This window comes from Pantoea sp. 1.19 (genome assembly GCF_001922585.1).
Taxonomy (GTDB): Bacteria; Pseudomonadota; Gammaproteobacteria; order Enterobacterales; family Enterobacteriaceae; genus 1-19.
This window is the reverse complement of the sequence record NZ_MRBS01000002.1, coordinates 359212-372098: the sequence shown is the minus strand read 5'-3', so window position 1 is coordinate 372098 and position 12887 is coordinate 359212. Positions and strand designations below refer to the sequence as shown.

Below are 12887 nucleotides of genomic sequence, written 5' to 3'. Positions count from 1 at the left end.
AAGGGTTATTCGCATGAAAGCCAGACTGCAACCATTACAAGACACCATTGACCGGCTGGTGCCGGTGCTGAACGATATCTACAAAGATCTTCATCAACATCCCGAACTCTCGATGCAGGAGTGGCGAACCGCCGGTATCGTGGCCAACCACCTGCGTGGGTTAGGGTATGAGGTCACAGAAAAAGTGGGGGGAACCGGCGTGGTGGGCATCCTGCGCAACGGTGAAGGACCGACGGTGATGTTGCGCGCCGATATGGATGCGCTGCCGATGGCAGAGAAGACCGGGCTGCCGTGGGCCAGCCAGGCGGAGGGCGTGACGCTGGAGGGGGTGAAAACCCCGGTGGCGCACATGTGCGGGCACGATCTGCACGTAGCCTGGATGATGGGGGCGGCTGAGGCGCTGGCGACACACCGTGACAGCTGGAAGGGGACGCTGATGCTGGTGTTTCAGCCCGGAGAGGAAGTGGCCGCCGGCGCGCTGGCGATGATTGACGACATGAAAGACCGCTTCCCGAAGCCCGATATTATCCTTGGCCAGCACGTCATGATCGCCGAGGCCGGCACGGTTGGCTGGCGGGCCGGTCCGATTCTCACCGCCGGTGACAGCCTGCAAGTGACCTTTAAAGGCCGGGGCGCGCACGGTTCTGAGCCGCAAAAATCGATAGACCCGGTACTGATGGCGGCCTACAGCGCCGTGCGCCTGCAAAGTATTGTCTCGCGGGAAACGGCGCCGCAGCAGGCCGCGGTGGTGACCATCGGCAGTATTCAGGCCGGTACTAAAGAGAACATCATTCCCGATGAGGCGCGACTTAAACTGAATGTGCGCACCTATGCGACACCGGTGCGGGATCGGGTAATGGGGTCGATCACCCGCATCTGTCAGTGCGAGAGCCACGCCTCGGGCGCTGCCTCGCCCGAGATCAGCGTCATTGACAGTTATCCCCTGACTGAAAATGACGCGGCCGCGACGGCGAAGCTTGCTGCCAGCTTCCACACGTGGTTTGGTGACCGTGCCTATGAGACCGCACCGGCAATGAACAGTGAAGACTTCAGCCAGTTTGGCCGCCACTGGCAGGTTCCCTACGTCTTCTGGTTTGTCGGCTGTACTGAGGCTTCGCGCTGGCGGGAAGCCGTGCGCCAGCATCGGGTTGATGAGATCCCCGCCAATCATGCTTCCGGCTTTGTCATTACCCTCGACCCGACGGTAAAAACCGGACTGGAGGCGATGCTGGTTGCCGCGCTCACCTGGCTCCACTAACGGGGCGCGCGCGCATGGTGTCTCTGTTTCAATGGATTGACTGGCTCGGTACTTTTGCCTTTGCCCTGAGCGGCGGCATTGCCGGCGTGCGCGAGCGTTTTGACCTGCTGGGGGTGTTTGTTCTGGCGCTGATCACCGCGGTGGGCGGTGGGGTGATGCGCGATGTGTGCATCGGGGCGCTGCCGCCGGCCGGTCTGACCACGCCGGTCTATCTGACGATCGTGGTGGCGGCGGTTATCTGCGTCGCCTTCTGGGAGCCACTGATCCTCAGTTTCGAACGGGCGACGCTGTTTTTTGATGCGCTGGGGCTGGGATTTTTTGCCGCGTTTGGTGCCCATAAAACCGCACTGTACGGCGGAGGCGTTGAACTGGCGGTGCTGTTGGGCGTCACCAGCGCCGTTGGCGGCGGTTGCCTGCGCGATCTGCTTACCGGACGCGCGCCGGGGATTTTTTCGCAGGAGATCTACGCCACCGCCGCGCTGGTTGGTGCCCTGATTGAAGTGGCCGGCGGGCAGGGCTGGTTGCCGCCGGCGCTGGCGACCTGGAGCGCAATTGGCTGCTGCAGCGCTATTCGCCTGCTGTCGCTCCATTTTCACCTGCGCCTGCCGGTTATCCGCAGCGACCGCGGCCGGCCGCACTGAATGCGTCAGCAACTGCGCAAATGGGGGCTGGCGCAACGTTTTTTCCCGTCCCCCGCCTCTATACTGCCTTTTGCTTCGTCTTTTACGCTGTGAACAAAAGGAATCGAGAATGGATGACCAGTTAAAACAGAGCGCGCTGGATTTTCACCAGTACCCTCAACCGGGAAAAATTCAGGTTTCCCCCACTAAACCGCTGGCGACCCAGCGCGACCTGGCGCTGGCCTATTCGCCGGGCGTCGCGGCGCCCTGCCTCGAAATTGCGCAGGATCCGCAGGCGGCGCATAAATATACCGCGCGCGGTAATCTGGTGGCGGTTATCTCCAACGGAACGGCAGTGCTGGGGCTCGGCAATATCGGCGCGCTGGCCGGCAAGCCGGTGATGGAGGGCAAGGGCGTACTGTTTAAGAAGTTCGCCGGGATTGACGTGTTCGATATTGAGGTTGATGAGCAGGATCCCGACAAGCTGATCGACGTGATTGCCGCGCTGGAGCCCACTTTCGGCGGTATCAATCTCGAGGACATCAAGGCGCCGGAGTGTTTTTATATCGAGAGAGTGCTGCGCGAGCGCATGAAAATACCGGTGTTCCATGACGATCAGCACGGTACCGCGATCATTTGTACCGCCGCGGTGCTGAACGGCCTGCGCATCGTTAAGAAGAACATCAGCGACGTGCGGCTGGTGGTCTCTGGCGCGGGCGCTTCGGCGATTGCCTGCATGAACCTGCTGACCTCACTCGGCATGCAAAAGCACAACATCGTGGTCTGCGACTCAAAAGGGGTGATTTATCGCGGGCGTGAAGCCAACATGGCGGAGACTAAAGCGGCCTATGCCGTGGAGGATGATGGCCGCCGCACTCTGGATGAGGTGATTGCCGGTGCGGACATCTTTCTTGGCTGCTCCGGACCCGGGGTGTTGAGCGCCGGGATGGTGAAACAGATGGCCGACAGCCCGCTGATTCTGGCACTGGCCAATCCCGAGCCGGAAATTCTGCCGCCGGTGGCGAAGGCCGCGCGGCCGGATGCGATTATCTGTACCGGGCGATCCGACTATCCCAACCAGGTGAACAATGTGCTCTGCTTTCCCTTTATTTTTCGCGGCGCGCTGGACACGGGCGCCACGGCGATTAACGAAGAGATGAAGCTGGCGGCGGTGCGGGCGATTGCCGATCTTGCGCTGGCGGAGCAGAGCGAGGTGGTTGCCTCCGCCTATGGCGATCAGGAGCTGTCGTTCGGCCCCGAGTACCTGATTCCAAAACCTTTCGATCCGCGTCTGATCGTGACCATTGCACCGGCGGTGGCGAAAGCGGCCATGGATTCGGGCGTGGCTACCCGCCCCATCACTGATTTTGACGCCTATCGGGAAAAACTGACCGAGTTTGTTTACAAGACCAATCTGTTTATGAAGCCGATCTTTGCCCAGGCCCGGCAGGCACCGAAGCGCGTGGTGCTGGCCGAAGGTGAAGAGGCGCGGGTGCTGCACGCGACCCAGGAGCTGGTCACGCTCGGGCTGGCGAAACCGATTTTGATCGGTCGCCCCGGAGTGATTGCCATGCGGCTGCAAAAGCTGGGGCTGAAAATCGAGGCCGGCAAGGATTTTGAGGTGGTGAATAATGAGTCCGATCCGCGCTTCAAAGCCTACTGGAACGAATATTATCAAATAATGAAACGCCGCGGCGTGTCGCGTGAGCAGGCGCAGCGGGCGGTGATTGGCAATCCGACGCTGATTGGCGCAATCATGGTACACCGCGGGGAGGCGGACGCCCTGATCTGCGGCACCGTCGGGGAGTATCACGAGCACTACGCGGTTATCCAGAAGCTGTTTGGCTTTCGACCCGGAGTGAAAGTGGCGGCGGCAATGAACGCGCTGCAGCTGCCCAGCGGCAACACCTTCATTGCCGATACCTACGTCAATGACGATCCGACGCCGGACGAGCTGGCCGAAATGGCGCTAATGGCAGCGGAGACGGTACGGCGCTTTGGGATTGAGCCGAAGGTGGCGCTGCTGTCGCACTCCAGCTTTGGCAGCTCCGACGCCCCAGCGGCGCATAAAATGCGCGAGGCGCTGGCGCTGATTCAGGCGCGCGCGCCGGAGCTGGAAGTGGACGGGGAGATGCACGGCGATGCCGCGCTGGTAGAGAGCATCCGTCAGGATCTGATGCCGGATAGCCCGCTGAAGGGCTCGGCCAACATCCTCATCATGCCTAACGTTGAGGCGGCGCGCATCAGCTATAACCTGCTGCGCGTCTCCTGCTCGGAAGGGGTCACGGTGGGACCGGTGCTGATGGGCATGAGCAAACCGGTACACGTGCTGACGCCAATTGCTTCGGTGCGGCGCATCGTGAATATGGTTGCGCTGGCGGTGGCGGAGGCGCAGACCGAACCGCTGTAGCCCTCCGGCGGGCGGCACAGCGCCGCCCGCACGCTTAACTCAGCCAGTCGCGAACCACCAGAAAATCCCGGCTGAGCCGGGCTTCCACCGAATCCGGTTCCGGCTGATAGTCATATTCCCAGCGCACCAGCGGCGGCATCGACATCAGGATCGATTCGGTACGCCCGCCGGTTTGCAAGCCAAACAGCGTCCCGCGATCCCACACCAGGTTAAATTCCACGTAGCGCCCGCGCCGCCAGAGTTGAAACTGCCGTTCACGCTCGCCCCACGTCATTGCCTTGCGCCGCGCCACGATCGGCAGATAGGCGTCAAGGTAGCCCTGGCCCACCGCCTGAATAAAGCGGAAGCCGTAATCGAAGTCCGGCGCGTTCAGATCGTCAAAGAACAGCCCGCCGATGCCGCGCTGCTCGTTGCGGTGTTTCAGGAAAAAGTAGTCGTCACACCACTGTTTATAGCGCGGATACACCTCGTCGCCAAACGGCCGGCAGAGATCGCTGGCGGTCTGATGCCAGTGTCGGGCGTCGTCTTCAAAGCCGTAATAGGGGGTCAAGTCAAAACCGCCGCCAAACCACCACACCGGATCGGCGCCGGGTTTTTCGGCGATAAAAAAGCGCACGTTGGCGTGACTGGTGGGCACGTAGGGGTTGTGCGGATGAACCACCAGCGATACGCCCATCGCTTCAAAACGGCGTCCCGCCAGCTCCGGGCGGTGCGCGGTGGCTGAGGCGGGCATGGCGTCGCCGTACACGTGCGAGAAGTTTACGCCGGCCTGCTCAAATACGCGTCCGTTACGCAGCACCCGGCTGCGCCCGCCGCCGCCGCCTGGCCGCTGCCAGTCATCCTCCATGAAGGTCGCGCCGCCGTCGGCGTGCGCCAGTTGCTGGCAGATACGATCCTGTAACTCGAGTAAAAAGGCCTTAACCTGGGCGATATCGGGTGTGCTCATCGTGGGCTCCTGGTGTTCAGTCGCCGCAGTATACCTTTATCGGGGGGGCGGCTGCATCCGCCGGGCATCAGGCGCGCTGCGCGTGGTAACTGACCAGCCCCTCGCCGATGGCACTGGCGATCTTCTGGCGAAAGGCGGTGGTGCTCAGCAGCCGCTCTTCGCGCGGGTTAGTGATAAACGCCGTTTCGATCAGCACGGAGGGAATCGACGGAGATTTAAGCACGGCGAACGCCGCCTGCTCTGGATGTGCGCTGTGCAGAGGGTGCACCGGACGCAGGCGATCGAGAATATGGCGCCCCAGCGTCAGGCTGTTATTGATGGTATCGGTCTGGACTAAATCAAACAGAATCTCTTGCAGATAGCGGTCTTTGGCCTCAACCTGCGGGCCGCCAAGCTTATCCACCGCGTTCTCCTTAGCGGCCAGATAGCGCGCCATGGCACTGCTGGCACCGCGGTTAGAGAGGGCAAACACTGAAGCGCCGCTGGCGTCAGGGTTGGTAAAGCCGTCGGCGTGGATCGACATAAACAGCGCGGCGCCGTGCTGCTGCGCAATGTCCACCCGCTGCCAGAGCGGAATAAAGTGGTCGCTGTCGCGGGTCAGCCTCACCTCCATGTGCGGATGGTCCTGCATCAGTTGTCGAATATGGCGGGAAATCTCCAGTACCACGTGTTTCTCTTCGTGGCCCTCTGGCCCCACCGCGCCGGAGTCGATGCCGCCGTGGCCGGGATCGATCATCACCAGCGTTTTTCCCGGCCTGGCGCCGGATGGCGGGGACCGGAGAGGAGAGGCGAGCGCGCTGCCGCCGCCCAGCGTCAGTGCCGCCAGACCGCCGAGGATCAGCTGACGTCGCGGTAGAGAGAGGGGGGAGGACGTTTTTTTCATCAGCAGCGTTTCCAAATGATGTGCAGTAACACTGTTATAACCTAACTGTCGCCTGGCGGCGAATGGGGAACTATTTCAACCTTTTGCTATTCATTTCAGCGCGCTAAGCCGTTTTTTCCCGGCAAAAACTTGCACCCCTGCTGATTTCCATGATAATCAGCAAAATTAGCCTGTTAATGAGTCAACACCATGGAAATTCGCGTCTTTCACCAGAACGATTTTGAAGAAGTGATCACCCTGTGGGAACGCTGCGATCTGCTGCGCCCGTGGAACGATCCGGAGATGGATATTGAGCGTAAGCTGAATCACGATCCCGACCTGTTTCTGGTGGCGGTGGTCGGCGGTGAAGTGGTCGGCAGCATTATGGGCGGCTACGATGGTCACCGCGGCGCGGCTTATTACCTCGGCGTGCATCCCGATTATCGCGGACGCGGTATCGCCAATGCCTTACTTAACCGGCTGGAGAAAAAGCTGATTGCCCGCGGTTGCCCGAAAATTCACATCCTGGTGCGGGAAGAGAATGAAGCGGTGATCGGCATGTACGAGAAGCTGGAGTACGAAGTGCAGGAGCCGGTGATAATGGGCAAGCGGCTGATTGAAGATCGCGAGTACTGAGCGTGGCGGCGTGGCGGGACACTCCTGACGAGTATGATGACGAGGGCCGGCGACGCCTGCCGCTGGCTTTTTGGCTGATCCTGCTACTGCAGGCGCGTACCTGGCTGCTGCTGGTGATGGCCGGTGCCTCGCGCGAACAGGGGGCTGCGCTGCTGGCGCTGTGCTACCCCGATCGTCATGCTTTCTGGCTGGGGCTGGTGGCGGGAGTTCCGGCGGCGGTGGCCCTCTGGCTGAGCGGACTGCGACAGCGCTGGCCCCGGCTGTGGGCGGCCTGGCGCTGGGTGTTGTTGCTTAACCTGCTGGCGGTGGCCCTGTTGCAGGGCGTCAGCCTGTGGCAGCATGACGGTGAGACGATGCTGGCCACGGCGCTGCTGCTGCTCGACCTGCTGGCGCTGGCGTGGCTGGCGGGCAGTCGCCGCCTGCGCGCCTGTTTTCACCCCGGATAGTCACCCTGAGGGCACTTTTTGCCGTCTGGCGACTCCAAGCAGCAGCCAATGATATTAAGGAGTAACCATGAACAGAAGTTCCCGGACACTAATCATCGTCGCGGTTGCCGCGCTGAGCGGGTGCGCGGGCTCCGCCAGCCACGGAGACGCCTCCGAAGGCACCCTGTGGAATCCGCTTAACTGGTCCTGGTCCAGCCTCAATCCGCTGAGCTGGTTTGGCAGCGACCTGACGGTGAGCGACGCGGGCGTCGGGCAGCTGAGCGGCGCAACCGCGATGAATCAGGAGGCGATCGATCGCGCCCTTGACGGACGCTACACCCTGCGGCAGGGCATGCGCAGCGATCGCGGTCAGGTGGTGCGCTTCTGGCAGGGACTGCAGGATAAGCAGGTTTACCTGCTGGTGGACGGCGACAGCCGGGTGCAGCGGGTCACGGTGAGCGATCCGGCGGCGGTCACCACCCGCGGGGTCAAAATCGGCACGCCGTTTAGCGAGCTTTACGGTAAAGCGTTCGGCCACTGCGAGCAGGGGCAGGGCGATTTACGCGATGGCGTGGTGTGTCAGGCGCCGGACAGCCAGCATATCCGCTATCAGTTCACCGGCAACTGGCACGGCCCGGAGGGCCTGATCCCGCCCGATGACGCGCTGAAAAGCTGGACGGTGAGCCGCATTATCTGGCAGCGCTAAGCGGCAGGAAATTGCGTAATATCAGGCGGTGCCGCGCGGCTTTCGGCTATCATAGCCGCCTGTTCAGGAGACAGTGATTTCAGGAGCGCGCAGTATGTTTCATCCTCAGAGCGGCATCTTACCAGAGCATTGCCGTTTCGCCATTTATCTCGAAGCCCGCGTGACCGGCAGCACCGACGCGCTGCGTCAGGGCGTGCGGGCCTTTCATCAGCAGCTGACCCAACTGCAGCAGCAGTTTAGCGACGCCGTCCTCGGGGCGGTGGTGGCTTTCGGTGACGCGCTGTGGCGCGATCTGGCCGGTCCGGCTTCCGCTCCGGCGCTGAAGGCCTTTCAACCGCTGGGCGGCGGTCTGGCGCCGGCGACCCAGCGCGATCTGCTGATCCATATTCAATCGCTACGTCACGATGTTAACTTTAGCCTCGCCCAGGCGGCACTGCAGGCGCTGGCCGGCGTGGTGGAGGTGCAGGAGGAGACTCACGGCTTTCGCTGGGTGGAAGAGCGCGATTTAAGCGGCTTTATCGACGGCACGGAGAATCCGCAGGGTGACATGCGCCGTCAGGTCGCGATCATCGCTGACGGCGAGGATGCCGGCGGCAGCTATGTCTTTACTCAGCGCTGGCAGCATAATCTGACGCTGTGGAATCGCCTGGCGGTGGCGAAGCAGGAGCAGACTATGGGGCGCACCAAGCAGGATAACAGGGAGCTGGCGGCGGATGCGCGGCCGCTGACCTCCCACCTGAGCCGGGTGGACCTGAAGGAGCAGGGCCAGGGGCTGAAGATCCTGCGCCAGAGTTTGCCTTACGGTAGCGCCAGCGGCGTGCACGGTCTCTACTTCATTGCCTACTGTGCGCAGCTACACAATATTGAGCAGCAGCTGCTGAGCATGTTCGGCGAGCGCGACGGCAAGTTTGACGCGATGCTGCGCTTTACTCAACCGCTGACCGGCAGCTATTTTTTTGCACCGTCGGTTGAAAAACTGCTTTCAGTTTAATGCGTTAGCGGCAGGTCGCCTCGACCTGCCGCTACGGTATCGTCCTGTTTACCGCCTTATAGCCATTTCGACTTTCAAATCGCCAAACGGTATATAAAACCGTTACAGCTTTTGACCACGTTATTCATACACTGAACGCTATTCGAGTCTCCTCTCCCCCCGGATTCAGCGAGCAAGGTGCATGATGACGTTTCCCTGGATGAAAAACATGAGCGCGGCGCTGGCGGTGTCGCTGACGCTGGCCAGCGCCGCGCAGGCCACGGAGCTGCTGAACAGTTCGTACGACGTGTCGCGCGAGCTGTTTGTCGCCCTGAATGCCCCCTTCGAAAAACAGTGGGCGGAGCAGCATAGCGGCGACACGCTGACTATCCGTCAGTCGCACGCCGGCTCTTCCAGGCAGGCGCTGGCAATTCTTCAGGGGCTACGCGCCGATGTGGTCACGTATAACCAGGTGACCGACGTGCAGATTCTGCATGACAAAGGCCAGCTGATTGCCGGCGACTGGCAGCGTCGTTTGCCCAACCACAGCTCGCCATTCTACTCCACGATGGCGTTTCTGGTGCGCAAGGGCAACCCGAAAAATATCCGCGACTGGAACGATCTGGTCCGCGACGACGTGAAGCTGATCTTCCCAAACCCGAAAACCTCCGGTAATGCACGCTATACCTGGCTGGCGGCCTGGGCCGCGGTGGATAAAGCCGATGGCCACGACCGGACAAAAACCGAGCAGTATATGACCCGCCTGTTGAAAAACGTTGAGGTGTTTGACACCGGCGGGCGCGGGGCCACCACCACATTCGTGGAGCGCGGGCTGGGCGATGTGCTGATAAGCTTTGAATCGGAAGTGAACACCATCCGCAACCAGTATGCCGATCAGGGCTACGAAGTGGTGGTGCCGAAAATCAATATCCTTGCTGAGTTTCCGGTGGCCTGGGTGGATAAGAACGTGGCGCGCAACGGTACAGAAGCCGCGGCCAAAGCCTATCTGAATTATCTCTGGAGCCCCGAGGCGCAGAACATCATTACCGGATTCTACTATCGGGTGAACAATCCGGCGCTGATGCAGGCGAGGCAAGATAAATTCCCGCCCACCGAACTGCTGCGCGTTGAAGAGGTGTTTGGCAGCTGGGACCAGGTGATGAAAACCCACTTCGCCAGCGGCGGCGAATTGGATAAATTGTTAGCGGCGGGGCGTCAGTGATGTTTGCAGCGAGCCATAAGCGCGTGCTGCCGGGCTTTGGTATTAGCCTCGGCAGCTCGCTGTTCTTTACCTGCCTGATCCTGCTGCTGCCGCTCAGCGCGCTGCTGATGCAGCTGTCGCAGATGACGCTGGCGCAATACTGGGAGGTGATTACCAATCCGCAGGTGATGGCGGCGTATCAGGTCACCCTGCTGGCCGCGGGCGTCGCGTCGCTGTTTAACGCCGTGTTTGGCATGCTGATGGCGTGGATCCTAACCCGCTATCGCTTTCCCGGCCGCACCCTGCTGGACGGGCTGATGGATCTGCCGTTTGCCCTGCCCACGGCGGTGGCGGGCCTGACGCTGGCCGGTCTGTTTTCGGTCAACGGCTGGTACGGCGAATGGCTTTACCAGGTTTTCGGCGTGAAAGTCTCCTACACCTGGCTGGGTATTGCGGTGGCGATGGCTTTTACCAGCATTCCGTTTGTGGTGCGTACCGTCCAGCCGGTGCTGGAAGAGCTGGGGCCGGAGTATGAAGAAGCGGCGCAAACGCTGGGCGCGACCCCGTGGCAGAGTTTCCGCCGCGTGGTGCTACCGGAAGTGGCACCGGCGCTGCTGGCCGGCACCGCGCTGTCGTTTACCCGCAGCCTCGGCGAATTTGGCGCGGTGATTTTTATTGCCGGCAATATCGCCTGGAAAACCGAAGTGACCTCACTGATGATTTTTGTTCGCCTGCAGGAGTTCGATTACCCGGCGGCCAGCGCCATTGCTTCAGTGATCCTCGCCGCCTCGCTGCTGCTGCTGTTTGCTATTAACACCCTGCAGAGCCGCTTCGGCCGCCGGTTAGGAGGACACTGATGTCGCAACTTTCCACCCCTGACGTCGTCTCCCGCGCGCCGGGCAACCGGGGCAAGTGGCTGCTGATTGCGCTGGGAATGTTAATCTCGCTGTTTATTCTGGTCGTGCCGCTGGCCTCAATTTTCACCGAGGCGTTGGCCGGGGGGATCGGCCCGGTAGTGAGTAACCTCAGTAACCCGGATATGCTCAGCGCGATCGGGCTGACCGTGCTGATTGCGCTGATCACCGTGCCGGTCAACCTGGTGTTCGGGACGCTGCTGGCCTGGCTGGTTACCCGTTTTACCTTTCCCGGGCGCCAGCTGCTGCTCACCCTGTTTGATATTCCGTTTGCGGTCTCGCCGGTGGTTGCCGGTCTGATCTATCTGCTGTTCTGGGGCGTCAACGGCCCCGCAGGCGGCTGGCTCGATGCGCACGGTATACAGGTGATGTTTGCCTGGCCGGGCATGGTGCTGGCCACCGTGTTTGTGACCTGCCCGTTCGTGGTGCGCGAACTGGTGCCGGTGATGCTGAGTCAGGGCACCCATGAAGATGAGGCGGCGGTGCTGCTGGGCGCCTCCGGCTGGCAAATGTTCCGCCGCGTGACGCTGCCGAATATTCGCTGGGCGCTGCTGTACGGCATCGTGCTGACCAACGCCCGGGCCATCGGTGAGTTTGGCGCGGTCTCGGTGGTATCGGGATCGATCCGCGGCGAAACCTACTCACTGCCGCTACAGGTGGAATTACTGCATCAGGATTACAACACGGTTGGTGCGTTTACCGCCGCCGCGCTGCTGACCCTGATGGCCATCGTCACACTGTTTTTGAAGAGCGCCTTGCAATGGCGACTGGAAAACCAGAACGCCCGTTTGCAGCAGGAGGAAAAGCATGAGCATTGACATCAGCGCCATCAATAAATCGTTTGGCCGCACCCGCGTCCTCAATGATATTTCGCTGGATATCCCCTCCGGGCAAATGGTGGCGCTGCTCGGGCCGTCCGGCTCCGGTAAGACCACGCTGCTGCGCATTATTGCCGGTCTGGAACATCAGAACAGCGGGGCGCTGCGTTTTCACGGCAAAGACGTCAGCCGCCTGCACGCCCGCGATCGCCAGGTGGGCTTTGTGTTTCAGCATTATGCGCTGTTCCGTCATATGACGGTGTTTGACAACGTTGCTTTCGGTTTGACGGTGCTGCCGCGCCGCGAGCGCCCCTCCGCGGCGGCCATTAAGCAAAAGGTCACCCAGCTGCTGGAGATGGTGCAGCTGGGCCATCTGGCCAGCCGCTACCCGGCCCAGCTCTCCGGCGGGCAGAAACAGCGCGTAGCGCTGGCGCGGGCGCTGGCGGTGGAGCCGCAGATCCTGCTGCTGGATGAGCCGTTTGGCGCGCTGGATGCCCAGGTGCGTAAAGAGCTGCGTCGCTGGCTGCGCCAGCTGCACGAGGAGCTGAAATTTACCTCAGTGTTCGTTACGCACGATCAGGAAGAGGCGATGGAAGTGGCCGATCGCGTGGTGGTGATGAGCCAGGGCAATATCGAACAGGTTGGCACGCCCGATGAGGTCTGGCGCGAACCGGCGACCCGCTTTGTGCTTGAGTTCCTCGGCGAGGTGAACCGCGTTGACGGTGAGGTGCACGGCTCGCAGTGCCAGGTTGGCGCACACCGCTGGCCGCTGGGTTACACCCCGGCCCACCAGGGGGCAGTTGAGCTGTTTTTGCGTCCGTGGGAGATCGATGTCAGCCGCCAAAGCAGCCTGGAGACGCCGTTGCCGGTGAGCGTGCTGGAGGTGAGCCCGCGCGGCCACTACTGGCAGCTGGTAGTACAGCCGCGCGGCTGGCACAGTGAACCGATCACCGTGGTGTTCGACGGTGCGGCGGTGGCCCCGGTGCGTGGGGATGCGCTGTTTGTCGGTCTGCAGCAGGCGCGTCTGTACCAGGGAGCGACGCCACTGCGTCCGGTTGCATTGGCGCGCAGCGCCTGATATTTTTTACGCACATGAATGTGTCACTGGGGCCGGATCGCAT

General features: G+C 61.6%; 13 protein-coding genes. 11 read left to right on the top strand and 2 right to left on the bottom strand.

Annotated elements, in window-relative coordinates:
* Positions 1-13: 13 nt before the first annotated feature.
* The 3 genes from BS626_RS05675 (at position 14) to maeB (ending at position 4288) form a co-directional block, all read left to right on the top strand.
* Positions 14-1258: an amidohydrolase gene (locus tag BS626_RS05675; protein WP_075181417.1), complete on the top strand. Its 1245-nt coding sequence runs from the start codon at positions 14-16 to the stop codon at positions 1256-1258.
* A gap of 14 nt (positions 1259-1272) precedes the next feature.
* On the top strand, positions 1273-1899 hold the full coding sequence (locus tag BS626_RS05670; protein ID WP_075181416.1) for a trimeric intracellular cation channel family protein: 627 nt from the start codon (positions 1273-1275) through the stop codon (positions 1897-1899).
* 109 nt (positions 1900-2008) lie between these two features.
* Positions 2009-4288, top strand: coding sequence for an NADP-dependent oxaloacetate-decarboxylating malate dehydrogenase (gene maeB / locus BS626_RS05665; protein WP_075181415.1), 2280 nt, complete (start codon positions 2009-2011; stop codon positions 4286-4288).
* A 34-nt stretch (positions 4289-4322) separates the two neighbouring features.
* On the opposite strand, the gene hemF is transcribed toward maeB, so the two are convergent.
* Entirely contained in the window at positions 4323-5234 is a 912-nt protein-coding gene (hemF, locus tag BS626_RS05660; protein ID WP_075181414.1) for an oxygen-dependent coproporphyrinogen oxidase, read from the bottom strand.
* Between the two features lie 67 nt (positions 5235-5301).
* Complete coding sequence (gene amiA / locus BS626_RS05655) at positions 5302-6117, bottom strand: N-acetylmuramoyl-L-alanine amidase AmiA (RefSeq protein WP_075181608.1); 816 nt, start codon at positions 6115-6117, stop codon at positions 5302-5304.
* 189 nt (positions 6118-6306) lie between these two features.
* Between amiA and BS626_RS05650 the strand changes: the two genes are divergently transcribed.
* The 8 genes from BS626_RS05650 to cysA all read left to right on the top strand — a co-directional run bounded on the left by BS626_RS05650 (position 6307) and on the right by cysA (position 12844).
* Positions 6307-6732 (top strand): GNAT family acetyltransferase, encoded by a 426-nt coding sequence (locus BS626_RS05650; RefSeq protein ID WP_075181413.1) that lies wholly within the window; start codon positions 6307-6309, stop codon positions 6730-6732.
* Between the two features lie 2 nt (positions 6733-6734).
* Positions 6735-7178 carry a DUF2919 domain-containing protein gene (locus BS626_RS05645; RefSeq protein ID WP_075181412.1) on the top strand — a complete coding sequence of 148 codons (444 nt, stop codon included), beginning with the start codon at positions 6735-6737 and terminating at the stop codon, positions 7176-7178.
* A gap of 67 nt (positions 7179-7245) precedes the next feature.
* On the top strand, positions 7246-7863 hold the full coding sequence (locus BS626_RS05640; protein WP_075181411.1) for an RpoE-regulated lipoprotein: 618 nt from the start codon (positions 7246-7248) through the stop codon (positions 7861-7863).
* Positions 7864-7957: 94 nt separating this feature from the next.
* Positions 7958-8854, top strand: coding sequence for a Dyp-type peroxidase (locus BS626_RS05635; RefSeq protein ID WP_075181410.1), 897 nt, complete (start codon positions 7958-7960; stop codon positions 8852-8854).
* 184 nt (positions 8855-9038) lie between these two features.
* A complete protein-coding gene (locus BS626_RS05630) occupies positions 9039-10055 on the top strand; it encodes a sulfate ABC transporter substrate-binding protein (protein WP_075181409.1) in 1017 nt (338 codons plus the stop codon).
* Positions 10055-10891 carry a sulfate/thiosulfate ABC transporter permease CysT gene (gene cysT, locus BS626_RS05625; RefSeq protein WP_075181408.1) on the top strand — a complete coding sequence of 279 codons (837 nt, stop codon included), beginning with the start codon at positions 10055-10057 and terminating at the stop codon, positions 10889-10891. Before BS626_RS05630 ends, cysT begins: the two co-directional genes overlap by 1 nt.
* Entirely contained in the window at positions 10891-11766 is an 876-nt protein-coding gene (gene cysW / locus BS626_RS05620) for a sulfate/thiosulfate ABC transporter permease CysW (protein WP_075181407.1), read from the top strand. The genes cysT and cysW overlap by 1 nt, the downstream gene beginning before the upstream one ends.
* The gene (gene cysA / locus BS626_RS05615) at positions 11756-12844 is read left to right on the top strand and encodes a sulfate/thiosulfate ABC transporter ATP-binding protein CysA (RefSeq protein WP_075181406.1); all 1089 of its coding nucleotides are present in this window, start codon (positions 11756-11758) and stop codon (positions 12842-12844) included. Before cysW ends, cysA begins: the two co-directional genes overlap by 11 nt.
* Positions 12845-12887 lie beyond the last annotated feature (43 nt).